Source organism: Stutzerimonas stutzeri (genome assembly GCF_024448895.1).
GTDB classification, from domain to species: Bacteria; Pseudomonadota; Gammaproteobacteria; order Pseudomonadales; family Pseudomonadaceae; genus Stutzerimonas; species Stutzerimonas stutzeri_Q.
This window is the reverse complement of sequence record NZ_JAMOIC010000030.1, coordinates 16,428-35,122: the sequence shown is the minus strand read 5'-3', so window position 1 is coordinate 35,122 and position 18,695 is coordinate 16,428. Positions and strand designations below refer to the sequence as shown.

Sequence of the window (18,695 nt, the reverse complement as noted above, 5' to 3'; positions counted from 1 at the left end):
CTTTCAGTTGCGCTTTGAGATTGGAGTCCAACATGAGCAGCGATCCCCTTCTTGCGAAATTCAGGTAATAAAACGCCCGGACGGATCACGTCCAGGCGTTGGAGCTCGGACCGACGAATCGTCCGAAAAAACAGCCTAGCAGGCGCTGCGTAAGGCGCAGCGCCAGACAGCCGTTTAGATCTTGCCAACCAGATCCAGCGACGGGGCCAGAGTGGCTTCGCCTTCTTTCCACTTGGCTGGGCAGACTTCGCCCGGATGAGCGGCAGTGTACTGAGCAGCCTTCAGCTTACGCAGGGTCTCGGAAACGTCGCGAGCAATCTCGTTGGAGTGAATCTCAACGGTCTTGATCACGCCTTCCGGGTTGATCAGGAAGGTGCCGCGCAGTGCCAGACCTTCTTCAGCGATGTGTACGCCGAAAGCGTTGGTCAGCTGGTGAGTCGGGTCGCCGATCAGCGGGAACTGAGCCTTGCCGACGGCAGGAGAAGTTTCGTGCCATACCTTGTGCGAGAAGTGAGTATCGGTGGTAACGATGTACACCTCGGTACCGGCCTTCTGGAACTCGGCGTAGCTGTTGGCAGCGTCTTCGATCTCGGTCGGGCAGTTGAAGGTGAAGGCTGCCGGCATGAAGATCAGTACCGACCACTTGCCCTTGAGGGACTCTTCGGTGACTTCGATGAACTTGCCATTGTGGAAAGCGTTGACTTTAAACGGCTGGACTTGGGTGTTGATCAGAGACATCTGCTAACTCCTTGTGGGATTCAGAACTTTAACGGCCGCTACGATAACGCAGCCATCCGCATAAGGTTAATTGATTGAGGAAATAACTTCGATAGCTAATAGCTATCGACCTACCTCGTGAGCAACGGCATCCGGTACGACACCAGTTTCGACCGGCAATTCGGCAGCCCGTCTTAAGTGCGACGTCCGGCCATGACTGAACGAGCCCGCTCAATTCGGCCAGAAAGCCCGGATACCTGCAACACCTTGCGCACCCGCGCGCACTGCTCGTGCCAGATCGCCTGGCCCAAGGCCGCCCAGCAAAAAGGCGGGCTGGCCGAAGTAGACCAGTAGCTCGGCGGCGCGCTGCCATCCCAATGGCTGCGCCTCAGGATGTGTCGCGGTAGGCAGTATCGGCGAGACCGTAATGAAATCAACCCCCACTCTCGACGCCATGTCCATTTCGACCGAATCGTGGCACGAGGCCGCCAACCACCTGCCTGATGCTATAGGCCTGCCCAGCTGCGCATGCTGACGCAGTTGCTGCGCGGTCAGATGCCAGCCGGCCGTTGGAAAGTCACCAGCCCATTCCAGAGGTCCCTTGAGCATCACTGCAGCGCGGCCGGCGCTCATGCTCAGAACCTCGCCAGCCAAACCGCGATAGTCCGCCGCATCAAGCAAAGTCGAGCGCAACTGGATGAGTCGCACACCCGCATCCAGCGCTAGGGCCAGGCCGCTCAGCAACTCAGAGGGAGAAAGGTGATTCGGTGTGATGAGATAGTGATCCGGCAATCGCGCTGCCGTGACTATCGGCCGATTGGCCGCTGGAAAGCTGAAACCCAGCAGTTCCTCTGGATCCACCCAGGCCAAAGGTTGTCCCTCGGCACCGTGGGGCTCGCCGGAGAAAGCCAGCACTTCCCATACATCCAGCAGAACCTGCTTGTCCGGGTAGTCATGGCTGACCTGTATCAACGGTCGCGACGCCTTCACGGAAATGCCCAGCTCCTCAGCCAACTCGCGTGCGAGTGCGGTCTCGGCTGTCTCGCCTGCCTCGACCTTGCCTCCGGGAAACTCCCAAAGGCCTCCCTGATGCTTGTCCAGCGGGCGCCGGGCGATGAGTACATGACCATCGCTGCTGCGTATGACACCGGCAGCCACATGGACTCGCTTCATCTCCTGGCACCGCTCGACACCTGCCTGGCCAGCGCCTGCAGACAGCGCCCCGTCAGTGCGGGAATTATCGCTGCGGCATCAGGTACGGTATTCGGCATTGATACGCACATACTCATGGGACAGATCGGTGGTCCAGATAGTCTCGCTGCAGGCGCCACGCCCGAGCTCGATGCGAATCTCGATTTCTTCCTCCGCCATGACAGCGGCGCCCTGCTCTTCCGTATAGCTGGGGGAGCGGCCACCCTGGCTGGCGATGCAGACCGCGCCGAGGTAGACATCGATCTTGCTTACATCCAGCTCTGGCACGCCGGCGCGGCCGACAGCAGCCAGAATGCGCCCCCAGTTGGGATCAGAGGCGAACAGCGCAGTCTTGATCAACGGCGAATGGGCAACGGCATAGCCTACATCCAGGCATTCCTGATGGTTCGCACCGCCATTGACCACAACGGTGACGAACTTAGTCGCGCCTTCACCATCGCGGACGATGGATTGCGCCACTTCCATGCTTACCTCGAACACGGCCTGCTTGAGCTTGGCGAAAAGCTCGCCATTGGCCTCGGTGACTTCCGGTAGCGCCGCTTTGCCAGTTGCCACCAGCATGCAGCAATCGTTGGTGGATGTGTCACCGTCGATGGTGATGCGGTTGAAGGACTTGTTTGCAGCGTCACGCAGCAGGTCCTGCAGGACGGTCTGGGCGACCTTGGCATCCGTCGCGATGTAACCAAGCATGGTGGCCATGTTCGGACGGATCATCCCGGCGCCTTTGGAAATGCCGGTGACCGTCACGGTTACGCCCTGATGTTCGAACTGCCGGCTGGCACCCTTCGGCAGGGTATCAGTGGTCATGATGCCCGTCGCCGCTTCAGCCCAGTGATCTTCGCTCAGGTCAGCCAGTGCAGCCGGTAGCGCTGACTCGATCTTGTCGACAGGCAGTGGCTCACCGATGACGCCAGTCGAGAACGGCAGAATGGCTTGTTCATCGATGCCCGCCAGTTTGGCGAGGCTGGCGCAGCTGCGGATCGCTGCCTGCATGCCTGGCTCGCCAGTACCTGCGTTGGCGTTGCCGGTGTTGGTCAGAAGGTAACGAACGCCTCCCTGAGCGCGTTGCTTGGCCAGAATAACCGGTGCAGCACAAAAAGCATTCAAGGTGAACACGCCCGCAACGGTCGAGCCTTCGGCACAGCGCATCACGACGACGTCCTTGCGCCCTGGCCGCTTGATGCCAGCCGAGGCAATGCCGAGTTCGAAACCGGGGACCGGATGCAGGGTAGGTAAGGGACCAAGACCGACAGCCATTGATGCACTCCTCATGACGGGTTGGGTGGCCTTCAGCCACCTTGAAAAGCAGGGAGAAAAACGCCGCGAGCGGCTAAGCCGGTCGCGGCGTGGAGTCACGAAAGGCAGGTCCGCTTACTGAACCTGTCCATGACAATGCTTGTACTTTTTGCCGGAGCCACACGGGCATGGCTCGTTGCGCCCTATCTTCTGCTCAGTGCGTACGGGCGCGGTTGCGGTTGCAACGCCACCCTCGGCTTCGGATTCATCCTCGGACGGCTCCAGCGCAGATACTTCCTCATGCTGGAACTGCATGCGTTGCGCCAGCTCCTCGGCTTCGCGGCGCAGACGCTGCTCTTCCTCGGCTGGGTCTTCCCGACGCACCTGCACATGGGAAAGCACACGGATGCTGTCGCGCTTGATCGACTCGAGCAACTCCTGGAACAGGGTGAAAGACTCCCGCTTATATTCCTGTTTTGGATTCTTCTGCGCATAACCACGCAGATGAATGCCGTGGCGCAAGTGGTCCATGGTGGACAGGTGGTCCTTCCACAGGTCATCCAGCACTCGCAGAACGATCTGCTTCTCGAAGGTGCGCAGCGCCTCGGCGCCCGCCTGTTCTTCTTTCTCGCTGTAAGCTGATACCAGGGCATCGAGGATACGTTCGCGAAGGGTTTCCTCGTACAGCTTCTCGTCTTCGTCGAGCCACTGCTGAACCGTCAAGCGCGTACCGAAATCGCTGTAAAGCACTGCTTCCAAACCGGCGATATCCCACTGCTCCGGTAGCGATTGCGGCGGAATATGCTGGTTGATGGCGTGATCAAGCGCCTCACGACGGAACTCACTAATGGTCTCGCCAATTTCCTCAGCAGCCAGAAGACTGTTGCGCATGTGGTAGATCACCTTGCGCTGTTCGTTGGCGACGTCATCGTATTCGAGCAGCTGTTTACGCATGTCGAAGTTACGGCCCTCGACCTTGCGTTGAGCCTTCTCGATCGCATTGGTGACCATGCGGTGCTCGATGGCCTCGCCCGATTCCATCCCCAGCGCCTTCATGAAGTTCTTCACCCGATCAGAGGCGAAGATGCGCATCAGGCTGTCTTCCAGCGACAGGTAGAAACGACTCGAGCCGGCATCGCCCTGGCGACCCGAGCGGCCACGCAGCTGATTGTCGATACGACGCGATTCGTGGCGCTCGGAAGCGATCACATGCAAACCACCGGCTTCGAGCACAGCCTGGTGGCGCTTCTGCCAATCGGCCTTGATCTGAGCGACCTGTTCGTCAGACGGATTTTCCAGCGCCGCGACTTCCACCTCCCAATTACCGCCAAGCAGAATATCTGTACCGCGCCCCGCCATGTTGGTCGCAATGGTGACCGCACCGGGACGGCCGGCCTGGGCGATGATCTCAGCTTCCTTATCGTGGTGCTTGGCATTGAGTACCTTGTGTTCGATACCTTCCGTTTCCAGCAGGCGCGACACGTACTCGGAACTCTCGATCGTTGCGGTACCGACCAACACCGGACGTCCGTTGTTCTGGCAATCCTTGATGTCGGTGATGATTGCGGCGAACTTCTCTTCCTGTGTCAGATAGACCAGGTCGTTATAGTCCTTACGCGCCAGCGGCTTGTTGGTCGGGATCACCATCACCGGCAGGCTGTAGATCTGCATGAACTCGAACGCTTCGGTGTCGGCCGTGCCGGTCATACCTGAAAGCTTCTTGTACAGGCGGAAATAATTCTGGAACGTCGTCGAGGCGAGGGTCTGGCTTTCCGGCTGGATCGGCAGCGCTTCCTTAGCCTCGATTGCCTGGTGCAGACCTTCGGAAAGGCGGCGGCCCGGCATGGTACGACCGGTGTGCTCGTCGATGAGCAGCACCTGATTGTTCTGCACGATGTACTCGACGTTACGATGAAACAACTTGTGCGCGCGCAGGCTGGAGTAAACGTGAGTAAGCAGGCCCAGGTTGTGCGCGGAGTAGAGGCTCTCGCCTTCAGCCAGCAGTCCGGCCTTGGTCAGCATGTCCTCAACGAACTGGTGGCCCTGTTCGTTCAGTTCGACCTGCCGGGTCTTCTCATCGATGCTGAAGTGGCCTTCCTGGGTGACGACACCCTCTTCTTCTTCGATGTGCTGCTTGAGCAACGGAATCAGCTGGTTGATCTGCTGATAGAGTTTGGAACTGTCTTCAGCCTGCCCGGAAATGATCAACGGCGTGCGCGCCTCGTCGATCAGGATCGAGTCCACCTCGTCGATGACTGCGAAATTGAGTTCGCGCTGGTTCTTCTCTTCGAGACTGAACGCCATATTGTCGCGCAGATAGTCGAAGCCGAATTCGTTGTTGGTGCCGTAAGTGATGTCGGAGGCGTAAGCCGCACGCTTTTCTTCCGGGGGCTGAAAAGGTGTAACGATGCCTACCGTAAGGCCGAGGAACTCATACAGTGGACGCATCCAGTTAGCATCACGGCGCGCCAGGTAGTCGTTCACAGTGACGACGTGGACACCCTTGCCAGCGAGGGCGTTGAGGTAGACCGCCAAGGTTGCGACCAGGGTCTTGCCTTCACCGGTACGCATCTCGGCGATCTTGCCTTCGTGCAGCGTCATGCCGCCGATCAGCTGTACGTCGAAGTGACGCATCCCCATGACGCGCTTGCCCGCCTCACGGCACACGGCGAAGGCTTCAGGCAGGATCTGATCGAGGGTCTCGCCTTGGCCGAGGCGGGCCTTGAACTCTTCGGTCTTGCTCCGCAGTTGCTCATCGGAGAGAGACAGCATCTGCTCTTCGAGCGCATTGACGGATTGGACCGCCTTGAGCATGCGCTTGACCTCGCGGTCATTCTTGCTACCAAAGAGCTTCTTCATTAAAGGCGCAAACATATCGACAAAGACTTCCATGCTGGGGATGGAGGCACGGCCGCAGGGCCACCACGGCTGCGTGCAAAGGGGGCATTCTACTCGGAAACGTCACAGAGGAAAGGTGCCCACTGCGCAGCCAGGGTTGCTGCGAGCAGCATTGGATCGGTAATAAAAGGATCCAGATAACAGCGCCGTGGGCAATGTGCCGGTATTGCATATCTGCCGCAGGTCGGGATTTCGGCCCTTTGAAGCACTAGACGATGGCAACACAGAGGCTGCGCAGGCATCTGTTAACATGACGCTCTGCAATCCACGAGACCTCGCCATGTCGTTCCGCCCATTGCCGGCCCGAGCGCCCGCATCGCTGCTACGCGAGGCCAAACCGCTCAAGGCGCTATTCGGAGAAACGAGACGACTTGACCAGCTGCAAAAGTTGGTCGAGAGCCAGCTGCAGCCCGCCGCACGCGAATTCTGCCGGGTAGCCTCATGGCGTGAAGGAACGCTGTTGTTGATTGTCACGGATGGACATTGGGCCACCCGCCTTCGATACCAGCAACGTCGATTGCAGCGTCAATTGCAGGGCATGGAGGCGTTCAGAGACCTGAACCGTATCCAATTCAAGGTTCAACCTCCCGAGGCGCCCCGACACAAGCCCGGCCCGGCGCCGGAGCTATCTGTACGCGCTGCCGACAACATTCAGGAGACTGCTCGCGGTATCTCTGACCCCAAACTCAGAGCCGCACTTGAGCGGCTCGCCAGCCACGCTCGTCCTGTCATGGATGATTGACACGCGTCTTCGAAGCTAGGGTGCGGGCACCTTGCGGTGCACGTCCCGGACTTGCGCGTTAGGATGCATTCAGAATTCATCTTTAACGAGGTAACGATGCGCATCCATTCGAAGAGGCATTCGCCGTGCTGATCGGGGCCCTACTAGTCGTCACCTGGGTGATTCTGCTGATTCGTTACCCGCTTCGGGCGGTTCCAATTTCGCTCGGCGCGCTTCTTGGCCTGGGATTGGTTGCAGCATGGGTGATCTGGCAAGAGCAACGTGAGGAAAGACTTCTCGCACAGCTGGAACTACGCATGTCCTATGCGCCAGGCGAGTGCCCGGCCGGCCGGCCGCTACGGATTACTCTCGATAACCATAGCGCCGAGCCGTTACGAAGCCTGCGCTGGGAGGTTGCCGCATACTCGCCAGGCTCGAGCCTGAACCTCGTCAGTTCAAATTATGACTCGCCACAGTACCGCGGCCCGGGCGACCTGCAACCGGGCCAGAATTGGACTTCCTGCGCCCCACTGCCACCCTTACGCGCTGGGTATCGCAGCGCTAGCCTCGAGTTTCGAGCAGAGCGGCTTCAGGGCCACTTCGCAGACTGATCCACATTTTTAGCGGTACGGCTTTCCCAATGAGTGCGAACAAGCATAAGCTGTATGAATAAACAGTATTTAATTGAGCCGAGGTGGTAGATGGCCGTCGAAGTGGTGTACCGCAGCAGCCGGGACCTGGAGCGCTTGTTCATGGATAAAGCCGAAGCCGATCGTCACGATAAAATGCTTGAGTTGGCTGAGGCCCTGGCGTTAGCCCTGCAAAAGGCGACGCCGTCTCTGAGCGAACAACAGGCTGATGACATTGGCATATTCATGGCCCGGCACCGGGAACTGTTTGCCAGGGCATTCAAAAACAACCCCGAAGCGCTGGCTGAAATACCGCCACTGGATGGCACTGAATGACTTTTCGGAGCCTGGCGGCTGCTTCCTTTTGCCGCAGGCAAGTTACCCAGCGGGCGAAACTAGTTAATCCCTGACCGGTCCATTGGATGCAGTCATCCAACAGGTAACCGGCATGGACAGTCCCTTCAAGAAAATCAGCGATGTGTTTCAGCCCGACTACAACGTCAACTTCAGCATCGAGAAGCCCGACGGCAGTATTTTGCTTACGTTGACAGGCGCAACCGGCGTGGCAGTCAAGCGATTCATAAGCTCGAGTCAGTGGCGGGATCAGCAGCAACTGGAACGTCTTATCACCAGCTTGCAGTTCAGCCTGGCCATCGAGCGAGGCGATCAGAACAGCGCTTATCGATTGACCAAGCATTCGCTCACTGCCACTCAATAAAAACCAGCCTGACTGCCTGCAGGCTGTTGCTGTCAGATCCGCACCGCCCTTCCAACTAAAACAACAAATCCGGTTGCCTGCTAGAACGTGACGCCCATGTGTGGCGCCTCTGCCGTGGGCGTCTGTCAGCTTGCGAACAGGCTCCGCTCAAAGCCAAGCCAGTGCCTTGGCTCGAGCCACTGCCTGAGTGCGCCGAGCCACGCCCAGCTTGGTATTGATGCGACGCGCGTGAGTCTTGACTGTGTGCAGGGAGATGAAGAGCTGTTCGGCAATCTCCTGATTCGAGCAGCCCTGAGCTATCAGCCTCAGCACCGTAAGCTCGCGATTACTCAAAATCATCTCTTCACTTGAAGGGATCAGCTCATCGGGTTCCCGCTCGAACTGCAGCAGCCGATCCCGCAGACTTTCCCCTTTGCCAGTCGGCAACACTTTCCCCAACCAGTGCGATTGACGGTGCTGTAACTCATACAGAGGCTTGACCAGATGCTGCCTCGAAGCCTCACCGAGCGCTTTGCGTAATTCCAGCTCCGCCTCGTCGTGCTGCCCATCGAGCTGCAGCGCTTCGGCAAGTGTGAACCGACATTCACAGGCAAGGCCAAGCCGCTGCGAGCGAAGATTCTGCTCGATCAGCTCACGCAGCGTATCGATCGCCAATACGCAGCGCCCCGAGAACATGTCGATCACAGAAAGATAACGCTGCACCCGCGGTAGTAGCTCATAGAATCCTGACGGAGCCAGAAAGGTATGGCCGTCATACAGGTCCAGAATCTGCAGGAAACCTGCCTTGGCTTTTTTGAGCTGCCCCTGATAGAGCCAGGTTACCGCCGTAATCAATGGCAGGATGCCGCGGAATCGCGCTTCAGGAACATGCCGCCACTGGGTCAGACGCTCGGCTTCGCGCAGCCAGTGATAAGCGGTCGGGATTTCCTGATTACGGGCCGCCAATTCCGCCAGCCCGACATAGCCAAAGAACACATAGGAATCGCCACAGGTTTCTGTCTCGATCCGTCCCTGCTGGTAGGCCTCCCGCGCGCCGTCGTCGAGCCCCTGATAGGCCAGAAGATGTCCTTGGAGGAGTTTCAAACGCCCGATGATGGGGCTATGCCGAACATTGTCACGCAGCACCAGCAGCGATTCCTCCAGCACCCCAACGGCTCTTTCGAATTCGCCAGTCATTTCGAGCAGCTGAATACGATCAACGTTGAGCATCGCCTCATACAGCACGCTGCCTTTGAGGCGCGCAAGCTTCATCCCTTCGCTGTTGTACTGCTGGGCCAATTCGAGTTGGCTTTCGGCCATTGCCTGCTGTGATAGGGCTTGGTAGCAGAGCACCCGCTGTGCCCAGGCGTGGTCGGATAGAACTTCAAGAGCCTGCAGACAGTAACTCCTGGCCTCAGGCTCACCACGCAACCGCGCAAGGAAGCCTCGCAGCGCCTGCCACTGGGCCAGCAGCTGTGCCTGACGACGGGCATCAGGCTGGGGAAAGAACTTCGCCAGGTCGGCGAGACAATCATCCACTTCGTCGAGACGAGCGGAAATGATCAATGCCCAGCCGTGCAGGACGATCAGCCGAGTCGTACTGTTGAAAAGATCCTGCGGCAGCTCGCTTCGCCACTTCATGAAATGCGAGACGTTGTCACCGATGAGCAACTGCTCCTGACCGTAACGCTGCAGAAAGTTCGCAGCCACTTCCGGCTGTCCGGCCCAAAGCGCGTGCTCTACCGCCTCTCTCATTTCACCGCGATTGGCAAACCATTGGCATGCGCGCAAGTGCGTCTGGGTAGGCGACACAGCTTCAGGCATCCGCTGCAGCATAAGTGCGAGCGGCCGCCACAGGCGGAACCACTCTCCGCAGTTGTCGATCTGGCGAATGAATAGTTGGAAAGTTTTCAAAACATCGAGAATGTCGGCGCCGATGCCGTCAAGGATGTGCTCGCACAGCTTGGTCGAGAATCGAGGCATTCGCGCCAGGGTGAACAGCGCTCGGCGAACCTCTTCGCTCTGCCCCTCCAAGACCTCTTTCTGCACGTAATCGCGTAGTAGTGGCGTTCCAGCGACCAGACGCTCACGGACGGCCTGTTCGTCAGCGCTTAACAACAACAAGCTAACCCCGGCCAGCCAACCCTCAGTGCCGGTCAACAGTTGTTTAAAAGTGTCTTCCACCAGCTCCAAACGGTGCGCGCGTAGCAGCTGCCTTAGCTCTGTGCCGGTCAGTGCCAGCGCCTCGGCTTCCAGCTCATAAAGATCGCCCTGAAGTAAAAGTCTGGGCAATTTCCACGCGGGTTGTCGTCGACTGCTGACCCACCAGCTCACGGACTCAGGCCCCCGCTCAAGAAGCAGGTCAAGGCAGGCATCGAATTGAACGCTAGTCTCCCGCGGATAATCGTCCAGCATGATCCACAACGGGCGCGGGAACTCATCCAGCAGCGTCACGAGATCCTGCTGGACATCACCACTTGCCGAAGCCGCGCAGTGAAGGACCTTGCAGAGCTGAACATAGAGCGACTCAGCCGTGATAGGTCTCCCACCCAAATCGAGCCAGACGAGATGGGTGTCGCCAGGCACCAGTCGAGCGCATTCATTCATCAACACGCTTTTTCCAAAACCTGCAGGCGCGCAGATCAGGCGCAGCCGACAGCGAGCCTCAAGCAGTGCGTTGACGAGCCGTGGCCTTGGAACATGAAGAGGTGGAAGACGTGGAATAGTCGCAACTTGAACCTGCGCGGCGGCTTCTGTGCTGAGGGCACCAGGGTTGAAGCGTACGGACATAGCGAGGTTTCTCTTATTCGTATCAGTCCATTGAGGAATGCGATCAACGCCGATATCAGGCCCACTCCGGAGCTCGAACCGATTATCGCGGCGGTGCGCCTTAATAACCTGCACGATTGCTGCTCTTTTGTCGAATCGCTGGAGATCCATTTCTGCGGCTTGATGCCGCACAACTTCCACGGCTAAAAAGTAACACCCTCGGTCACACCGGAAATAAAAAGGCGGCCAACTGGCCGCCTTATTCATCTTTCAAATGCCACTCGATCAACGCACCCCGGCATTACGAAGCGCGGCGGGCGTGAAGTCTCGTGCCGATGCTTTATAGCCAAACTCGTGTGCTTTCTCTTCATTGCTCATGCCGATCGCGATATAGCGACCGGAAATCACGTCGTAGAGAGCCTCGAAGGCATAAGCCGGGACCTGATGCTGGTAGTACTGCAACAGGTGCGCCTCACCGACACGCCAAAGCTGACCGCGTCCGTCATAAAGCTCGGACTGAACAATCTGCCAGGTGTCCTCGTCGACGAAGAAACGCCGCTTGGCATAAATATTCCGCTCGCCATTCTTCAGAGTGGCTTCGATTTCCCATACACGATGCAGCTCGTAACGTGCCAGATCCTGGTTGACGTGACCGGCTTTCAGGATATCGCTGTATTTCGCTTCGCTGGAATTGATCTCGTAGCTGTTGTAAGGGATGTAAAGCTCCTTCTTGCCCACCAGCTTCCAGTCGTAGCGATCAGGCGCGCCGCTGAACATGTCGAAGTTATCGGTGGTACGCATGCCGTCTGCTGCAGTGCCAGGACCGTCGTAGGCCACCTGGGGCGCACGTCGAACGCGACGCTGGCCGGCGTTGTAAATCCAGGCCTGCCGTGGCTCCTTCACCTGATCCAGCGAGTCATGAACCAGCAGAACGTTGCCCGCCAAACGCGACGGAGCGGTCACACGCTGCTTGAAGAACAGCAGCGCGTTCTTGGCGCGCTCTGCGTCCAGATCGGTCATGTCACTAGGAAATGCCACCTCGTCCTCGAAGTGCACCAGGGTGTAGTTGCCATTGGTCTGCGGGGTCGCTTGCACGATGTTGCGGCGTACGTTGCCTCCGCGATAGCGGGTGATATGGTTCCAGACGACTTCCAGACCGGTCTTGGGAATCGGGAAGGCGTAGTAGCGGCTGTCAGAGAAGTTGGCGATTCCGTTACCGCCGTCCACCAGCTCGGTATTGGAAGCGCTTTTCTTGGCCGCTTCATAGATCCGGTCGGGCACGGCTGCGGAACGATGGGTTGGAAACACACGAATCTTGTAGGTTTCCGGATAGCGTTTGAACATGGCCTGCTGGCCCGCTGTCAGCTTGTCCTTGTATTGATCAACGTTCTGAGCGGTGATCACGAACTCTGGCTGTTCATTCTTGAAGGGATTGGTCAGATGCCCGTTATTCAACGGCGCGGCATCGGTGCTCAAACCGCCAGTCCACGCTGGAATGGTTCCATCGGCGTTACCTGCCTTCTCGGCACCCAATGGGGTCAGCTCATTACCCAGCTTGGCGGCTTCCTCTGGTGATACGGCAGCCATCACGCTGCTCGCCAGCAGAGAGAAGGCCAAGACACTGAATAGTTTTCTTGTTGTTTTCATACGTTTCCAGTTCCTCTTGATCTTGTTTTGGCCGGAGGCCTTGCATGCAGCCTGACGCCAGGCGGAGCCCTGTAGAGCCCCGCACGACGATACCTTTGATGCCTCCTTAGAAGTTCACGCCTACGCTAAGAGCGAGAAAGTCACGATCGACCAGCGTGTTGTAGTCGCCACCGAAGAAATCGGTATACGAAAGGCTGGCGGTGTATGCGTTCTGGTAAACAGCGTCGACACCCACGCTGATAGCCTTCGAGCCTTCGTTGAACAAACCGTTCGGACCATATCCGTCGACGTCATGAGAGAAGGAAACGTTGGGCGTAAGGTTCACACCTGCAAACACGTTGCTGTAGTCAGCCAATGCGCGAAGGCGATAGCCCCAGGAGTTAGCGGTTACGAAGCCGTCATTGCCGTAAGCCGCCAACTGGCCGGCATCATCTGGCGTGCCGTAAATAGAATCACGACCGTAGCGCAGTTCGCTGGTGCTTTCCAAGGCACCAACGTGGGCGTAGCCAACCTCACCTACGACTGTTACACGGCCAGCCCCCAATACCTGGTCGAAGAAGTGGGTGAAAGTAGTTTGAATCTGAGTGATTTCTTTACGGTTATAGCCGCGATTGTCCGCACCGAAAGAACTGGCAACAGGAGAAATCCCTGGAGCGATCGGGTTTAGTACCGCGCGCGTCACGTCGGTTGTGTTGATCTGAACTGGAGCATTAGGACGATAGCTCACTTCACCGGACCAAGCGGTCCCGGTAGGAAGTGTGGTCGAGAAGCTAAGACCATACAGCCGGATATCTTCTGGGTACTCGAGATAGTACTGTCCTCGGCCCAGCATGACGCTCTGAGCGAGACCTGGCCCTGATCCCGGAGCAAGTCCATTAGCCGTACCGATTATTCCAGGAAGAGCAGCAGCAGTCCCGAGACCGGCTGACTGGGTGCTCACGATCGGCGTGCGGCTATGGTAGTTCATGAAGTAGGCGCCGTATTCCGTTGCGTCTCCAAGCCAACGCAATGCCAGACCGAACTGGCCGGAGTCGCGCGCGTCGCGGTCACCACCGCGAGGCATTACGACGCCTTCAGAGGTTACGTCGAAGCCTTGACCAAAAGCCGCGGCAATTGGTTGTAGCGGCTGGATTGCCGGGTTACCCACGTGGTAGTTGTTGTCACAGCCGTCCTGTACAACATCCGACCCAAAAAACGTTCCGCAGTTATCAACGATGGTCTGGTCCCATTCGAGCTGATAAAACGCCTCCATACTCAAACGATCGCTAACGCTCTGCGATACATAAAGCATGTTTACCGGTATCAGTCCTTCTTTGATTTCTGCTCCCGGACGGCGAAACGCCGCGGCGTCCAGTGGATTGATCGAGTTAATCGAGTTACCGATAAAAGTACTCTCGCCCCAACTAACGACCTGCCGGCCCACTCGTACAGTACCTGGGAGATCGCCTACGTAATAGTTATGGTAGAGAAAGGCATCAAGGATTTGAGCGCCTGAAGACTGGGCTGCTTCTTTACGGTTGCTATCACTGATGTCTTTGAACAGCCGGTTTTCATCCTTCAGTTCGAAGTCATACCAGTATTTGCCACGAATGAATGCGCCGCTGTCGCGATACCGCAATTCGAGATCATGCACACCTTTGAAAATCTTGGAAAAGGTCTCACCTTTTTTGAAGTTCAGACGCCCATCATCACCGGTCTGGGTATATCCGGTACCGCCATTGTTGATCCCCACCAGATCCATATCCCGATCGGTTGTAGACCAGCTGGCGCCGATAGACATGGAGGAGTCGAACTGACCTTCGACTTCCCCGATATTGAAGTTGACGGCATAAGCCGGTGCGGCGGTGCCCAACGCGACCGCGAGGGCCAGAGTCTTGGGCTGGAAGATTCCTTGCCTTGTTGTTTTTGTCATGAGGCGCTCCTGGTTGGTTCGAAGTACGCTCACCCTAACCACACGGCAGCAGGGGGTTAAGCGCACTAAGGTTTGATTTGTTTTGTAATCCTTAAGTATGAACAGCCTTGCCACCGTTGGCCTGCAAAGGCTCCCCGCCTGATTTCATTGCAGGCGCTAGCGAAGCTATCCGAGAGCTTAGCTGCAAGCAACCTTCTCGCAACTCCCGATGTAGAGCACCTGAGACCCTGTTTGCTGAATTCGCCCCTTCCAGTCGCCCTCAGCCTGATATTTCTTGAGCACAGGCGTGAGAGGAAGGGCATGAAAACTTTTAGACACGACGCTCTGCTTCAGCCCAAAAGGTCGCAAGCGTTACCGAAGCAGAATGCATGAGGCGAAACGAAACAGTCAGCAAAGGAACCATTACCCAGCGCTGGGCCAAGGCACGGGTTCCGCAACCGGTAAATGAGGACTGAACGGGAGCAAAACTTACTTCCCGCACCGCTGAAATGCGCAACATCGGCAAAGGCTTGCCGTTTCACTGCGCATGACGCCACCCAGCAACTCGCTAGGCGGCTGGGCGGCTTGGCAACCGAGGGTTTCTACATGCCCTTCACAGCATAGATGCCGGGTGCGTTACGCCAGTAGCCTTTGTAATCCATGCCGTAACCGAATACGTAACGGTCAACGCAGCTGAGCCCGACGTAATCGGCCTTCAGGTCAGGGCGAGCCTTGCGCTCATGATCCTTGTCGACCAGTACGGCTGTATGCACAGCGGCGGCACCGGCATGGCGGCAAAAATCGATGATTGCCCCGAGGGTATGCCCTTCATCGAGAATGTCATCGATGATCAGCACATCCCGATCCATGAACGAAATTTCCGGTTTGGCTTTCCAGAACAGTTCGCCACCACTGGTCTCGTTCCGGTACCGCGTCGCATGCAAATAGGAAAGCTCAAGTGGAAAGTTCAGTTTCGGAACCAGCTTGCCTGAGAAAATCAGCCCCCCGTTCATGACACAGAACACCACAGGGTTTCGGTCAGCCAATTCGGCGTTGATTTTCGCGGCCACCGCATCGATTGCGGTTTCCACCTCTGCTTCGGCGTAAAGGCAATCGGCTTCAGCCATGATCTGGCGTACGTGTGCAAGATCGGCGGACATGGCGATGCTCCAAAAAGTGATGAGATCGGAGCAGCCCGATCGGCTGCCCGTAAATTTAAGGGGCGGGACAATACCGATGCGACCCCGACGAGGGCAACCCCTGCCTGACACATCAATAGCCGCTAACACCTTGATGCATTAATCTACGCCGGTTTATTTGCCCGCCGGAGCCAGCCATGACCATTCGAGAGATCCGCCACCCGCTTATTCGCCACAAACTTGGGCTGATGCGCCGTGCCGATATCAGCACCAAGAACTTCCGCGAACTAGCGCAGGAGGTGGGATCGATCCTGACGTACGAAGCGACGCGTGATCTGCCGTTGGAAAGCTACAGCATCGATGGTTGGTGCGGCCCCGTCCAGGTCGAGAAGATTTCCGGCAAAAAGATCACCGTAGTGCCAATCCTTCGTGCAGGCATCGGCATGCTCGATGGCGTCCTCAGCCTGATTCCAGGCGCCAAGGTCAGTGCGGTCGGCATCGCACGGAATGAGGAAACGCTACAGGCGCATACCTATCTCGAACGCCTGGTCGATGACCTCGACCAACGACTGGCCATGATCATCGACCCGATGCTGGCCACGGGAGGTTCCATGGTCGCTGCGATCGACATGCTGAAGAAGGCGGGCTGCAAGGAAATACGTGCCCTTGTGCTGGTTGCGGCGCCGGAAGGCATCGCCGCAGTGGAGAGCGCCCACCCTGACGTCATCATCTATACCGCCTCGATCGACGATCGGCTGGACGAGAATGGCTACATCATGCCCGGTCTGGGCGATGCGGGAGATAAGATCTTCGGCACCAAGCAGAAGGACATCTGAGCATGTCGCAGCCCATGGAAGACCCGCTCGGGCGTCAGGTGCTGGCCGGCGCGCAGATGCTCTTCGTCGCTTTCGGCGCGTTAGTATTGATGCCGCTCATCACCGGGATGGACCCCAACGTAGCCCTGTTCACTGCCGGCATCGGCACCCTGCTGTTTCAGGTCGTGACCAAGCGTGAGGTACCGGTATTTCTGGCATCGAGCTTCGCGTTCATCGCACCGATCATTGCAGCCAAAAGTGATTTCGGTCTGCCCGCGGTGCTCGGCGGCGTGGTGGCTGCTGGTGTGGTTTATATAATTCTGGGCTTCGCAGTTCGCCTGAAAGGTCCCGGATTCATCGATCGTCTGCTGCCGCCAGTGGTGATCGCGCCTGTGATCATTTCCATCGGTCTTGCGTTGTCGCCCGTGGCGGTAAACATGGCCATGGGCAAAGCCGGCGACGCCAGCGCGCAACTGGTGCCATACGAAACAGCCATGATGATTTCCATGCCTGCTCTGCTGACCACACTGCTGGTAGCGGTGCTCGGCAAAGGGCTGTTCAGATTGGTGCCTATCCTCGCTGGTGTTGCGGTGGGCTACGGCCTGTCGTTCGCCTTTGGCGTCGTCGATACCTCTGGTATTGCTGCGGCGCCCTGGCTCGCCGTCCCGAACTTCGTCACTCCCGAGTTCCACTGGGGCGCGATCCTGTTCATGGTTCCCGTCGCGCTCGCCCCGGCCATCGAACACATTGGCGGCGTGGTCGCGATCGGTGGCGTAACGGGCAAGAATTTCATCAAGAAGCCCGGCCTGCATCGCACCCTGCTGGGTGACGGCCTGGCAACTTCCGCTGCCGGCCTGTTTGGCGGCCCACCCAACACCACGTACGCGGAAGTCACCGGCGCGGTGATGCTGACCAAGAACTACAACCCGAAGGTGATGACCTGGGCGGCAGTGTTCGCCATCGTCCTGGCCTTTATCGGCAAGTTTGGCGCCGGTCTGCTGAGCATCCCGGTACCGGTCATGGGCGGCATTCTGTGCCTTTTGTTCGGCTCGATCGCCGTGGTCGGGCTGAGCACGCTGATCCGCCATCAGGTTGATCTGGCCGAAGCACGAAACCTTATCATCGTGTCGGTGACGCTGGTGTTCGGCATCGGCGGCATGGTTTTCGGTTATGGCGAGTTCAGCCTGTCGGGCATCTCGCTGTGCGCCATCATCGCCCTGCTCCTGAATCTGGTGCTACCGGGCGGCGAAGGTTGGAAGAACAAGCAGCTCGACGAAAACAGCTGACGTGAAGCTGCCAGCACCTCGAGTGCTGGCAGCACGGCCCCGCCCTACAACCGCCACTCCATCCCCACTGCATGATCTGCGGCAAGACGAGTAGACTGCCGCCATGACCTACCCCGCCATTCCACACCGCCAGATAGCCGATGACAGCGTCAGCTGTTCGACCTGCGCAGCCTGCTGCTGCCGGCTCGAAGTTCTGCTGCTCGGTGATACGGGTGTGCCGTGGCGCTTCATTGACGAGGATGACTGGGGTGGGCAGGTGATGCGGCGTCTGGATGATGGCTGGTGCGCAGCGCTCGACCGGGACAGCATGCGCTGCACCATCTATGAACAGCGCCCCATGATCTGCCGCGAGTTCGAACTGGGGTCCGAAGACTGCCTGGAAGAGCGCAAGGGCTCCTCAGCTGCCTATCTGGAAGATCGCTGACGGCAAAGCCATGCCGTCAGCGGAACAGATCAACGGTGCTCAGAACGAAGCCCGATAATGCAGGGCATAGCTCTCGATACCATCGTTGGGGTTCTTGATACCGGCGTTGGAGTAGTGAATCGCCCGGATGCCCACTTCATGACCGCCGGCGAAGCGCAGACCGGCTCCAAAACGATCCTCGAACTGGAACGATGAACCCAGATCGTTATTCTCAACCTCGGTGTTCTCGAACGCTGCGATGCCGATCCCTGCCTCCAGGTAAGGCTTTACCGCATCGCCTGCGAACTCATAGACGAAAACAGGCGCCAGCGACACGCTGTGGTTGGCGGAGGTCTTGTCCCCTTCCCAGTAGGTGTATCCCGCATCCCAGTAGCCAGTCAGTCGACCCACGCTCGTCTGGAACCAGCTGCGGTTGAAATCGACTTGCGTACCGATGCGATAGGTCATCGTGGACTCACCGGTCTGGCCGACCGCAACGGTGAGATCGAGCGCATGAGCAGCCGCTACCTGACCCAGTGAGACAGCCGCAACCGCAGCGAGGGAGATCAGTTTCTTCATACGGAATTTCCTTATCAAAACGTAGGCCGCTTTTGTTTATTCAGTATTACTTAATT

17 protein-coding genes are annotated in these 18,695 nt (G+C 57.9%); 8 read left to right on the top strand and 9 right to left on the bottom strand.

All coding sequences use genetic code 11. From position 1 onward, the window contains the following. Nucleotides 1-174: 174 nt before the first annotated feature. The 4 genes from ahpC to secA all read right to left on the bottom strand — a co-directional run bounded on the left by ahpC (nucleotide 175) and on the right by secA (nucleotide 6,039). Entirely contained in the window at nucleotides 175-738 is a 564-nt protein-coding gene (gene ahpC, locus NA619_RS22740; protein WP_102837994.1) for an alkyl hydroperoxide reductase subunit C, read from the bottom strand. 210 nt (nucleotides 739-948) lie between these two features. Beyond that, nucleotides 949-1,890, bottom strand: coding sequence for a Nudix family hydrolase (locus NA619_RS22735; protein ID WP_255964058.1), 942 nt, complete (start codon nucleotides 1,888-1,890; stop codon nucleotides 949-951). A gap of 78 nt (nucleotides 1,891-1,968) precedes the next feature. Then, a complete protein-coding gene (gene argJ / locus NA619_RS22730) occupies nucleotides 1,969-3,186 on the bottom strand; it encodes a bifunctional glutamate N-acetyltransferase/amino-acid acetyltransferase ArgJ (RefSeq protein ID WP_255964057.1) in 1,218 nt (405 codons plus the stop codon). A gap of 114 nt (nucleotides 3,187-3,300) precedes the next feature. Next, entirely contained in the window at nucleotides 3,301-6,039 is a 2,739-nt protein-coding gene (secA, locus tag NA619_RS22725) for a preprotein translocase subunit SecA (RefSeq protein WP_255964056.1), read from the bottom strand. Nucleotides 6,040-6,343: 304 nt separating this feature from the next. Here secA and NA619_RS22720 point away from each other — a divergent pair, with 304 nt between their 5' ends. The 4 genes from NA619_RS22720 to NA619_RS22705 all read left to right on the top strand — a co-directional run bounded on the left by NA619_RS22720 (nucleotide 6,344) and on the right by NA619_RS22705 (nucleotide 8,131). After that, on the top strand, nucleotides 6,344-6,805 hold the full coding sequence (locus tag NA619_RS22720) for a DUF721 domain-containing protein (RefSeq protein WP_255964055.1): 462 nt from the start codon (nucleotides 6,344-6,346) through the stop codon (nucleotides 6,803-6,805). A gap of 125 nt (nucleotides 6,806-6,930) precedes the next feature. Beyond that, complete coding sequence (locus NA619_RS22715) at nucleotides 6,931-7,395, top strand: multidrug transporter (protein ID WP_255964054.1); 465 nt, start codon at nucleotides 6,931-6,933, stop codon at nucleotides 7,393-7,395. A gap of 90 nt (nucleotides 7,396-7,485) precedes the next feature. Continuing rightward, nucleotides 7,486-7,749, top strand: a complete 264-nt coding sequence (locus tag NA619_RS22710; protein WP_255964053.1) for a YebG family protein — start codon at nucleotides 7,486-7,488, stop codon at nucleotides 7,747-7,749. Nucleotides 7,750-7,861: 112 nt separating this feature from the next. Then, nucleotides 7,862-8,131 (top strand): DUF3509 domain-containing protein, encoded by a 270-nt coding sequence (locus NA619_RS22705; RefSeq protein ID WP_255964052.1) that lies wholly within the window; start codon nucleotides 7,862-7,864, stop codon nucleotides 8,129-8,131. Nucleotides 8,132-8,278: 147 nt separating this feature from the next. Here NA619_RS22705 and NA619_RS22700 read toward each other — a convergent pair whose 3' ends face one another. Further along, on the bottom strand, nucleotides 8,279-10,900 hold the full coding sequence (locus NA619_RS22700; RefSeq protein WP_255964051.1) for a LuxR C-terminal-related transcriptional regulator: 2,622 nt from the start codon (nucleotides 10,898-10,900) through the stop codon (nucleotides 8,279-8,281). On the opposite strand from NA619_RS22700, the gene NA619_RS22695 reads away from it, so the two are divergent. Continuing rightward, entirely contained in the window at nucleotides 10,844-11,086 is a 243-nt protein-coding gene (locus tag NA619_RS22695; protein WP_255964059.1) for a hypothetical protein, read from the top strand. The two genes, NA619_RS22700 and NA619_RS22695, sit on opposite strands and share 57 nt — an antisense overlap. A gap of 78 nt (nucleotides 11,087-11,164) precedes the next feature. Here the strand turns inward: NA619_RS22695 and NA619_RS22690 are convergent, their stop codons facing one another. The 3 genes from NA619_RS22690 to NA619_RS22680 form a co-directional block, all read right to left on the bottom strand. Next, the gene (locus NA619_RS22690) at nucleotides 11,165-12,526 is read right to left on the bottom strand and encodes a DUF1329 domain-containing protein (RefSeq protein ID WP_255964050.1); all 1,362 of its coding nucleotides are present in this window, start codon (nucleotides 12,524-12,526) and stop codon (nucleotides 11,165-11,167) included. A 106-nt stretch (nucleotides 12,527-12,632) separates the two neighbouring features. Next, nucleotides 12,633-14,438: a DUF1302 domain-containing protein gene (locus NA619_RS22685; RefSeq protein WP_255964049.1), complete on the bottom strand. Its 1,806-nt coding sequence runs from the start codon at nucleotides 14,436-14,438 to the stop codon at nucleotides 12,633-12,635. 581 nt (nucleotides 14,439-15,019) lie between these two features. Then, the gene (locus NA619_RS22680) at nucleotides 15,020-15,577 is read right to left on the bottom strand and encodes a hypoxanthine-guanine phosphoribosyltransferase (RefSeq protein WP_255964048.1); all 558 of its coding nucleotides are present in this window, start codon (nucleotides 15,575-15,577) and stop codon (nucleotides 15,020-15,022) included. A 176-nt stretch (nucleotides 15,578-15,753) separates the two neighbouring features. Here NA619_RS22680 and upp point away from each other — a divergent pair, with 176 nt between their 5' ends. The 3 genes from upp to NA619_RS22665 all read left to right on the top strand — a co-directional run bounded on the left by upp (nucleotide 15,754) and on the right by NA619_RS22665 (nucleotide 18,081). Further along, nucleotides 15,754-16,392: a uracil phosphoribosyltransferase gene (upp, locus tag NA619_RS22675; protein WP_255964047.1), complete on the top strand. Its 639-nt coding sequence runs from the start codon at nucleotides 15,754-15,756 to the stop codon at nucleotides 16,390-16,392. A 2-nt stretch (nucleotides 16,393-16,394) separates the two neighbouring features. Next, a complete protein-coding gene (locus tag NA619_RS22670) occupies nucleotides 16,395-17,657 on the top strand; it encodes a uracil-xanthine permease family protein (RefSeq protein WP_255964046.1) in 1,263 nt (420 codons plus the stop codon). Nucleotides 17,658-17,760: 103 nt separating this feature from the next. Then, nucleotides 17,761-18,081, top strand: a complete 321-nt coding sequence (locus NA619_RS22665; protein ID WP_255964045.1) for a YkgJ family cysteine cluster protein — start codon at nucleotides 17,761-17,763, stop codon at nucleotides 18,079-18,081. A gap of 39 nt (nucleotides 18,082-18,120) precedes the next feature. On the opposite strand, the gene NA619_RS22660 is transcribed toward NA619_RS22665, so the two are convergent. Continuing rightward, nucleotides 18,121-18,639, bottom strand: a complete 519-nt coding sequence (locus NA619_RS22660) for an acyloxyacyl hydrolase (RefSeq protein ID WP_255964044.1) — start codon at nucleotides 18,637-18,639, stop codon at nucleotides 18,121-18,123. Nucleotides 18,640-18,695 lie beyond the last annotated feature (56 nt).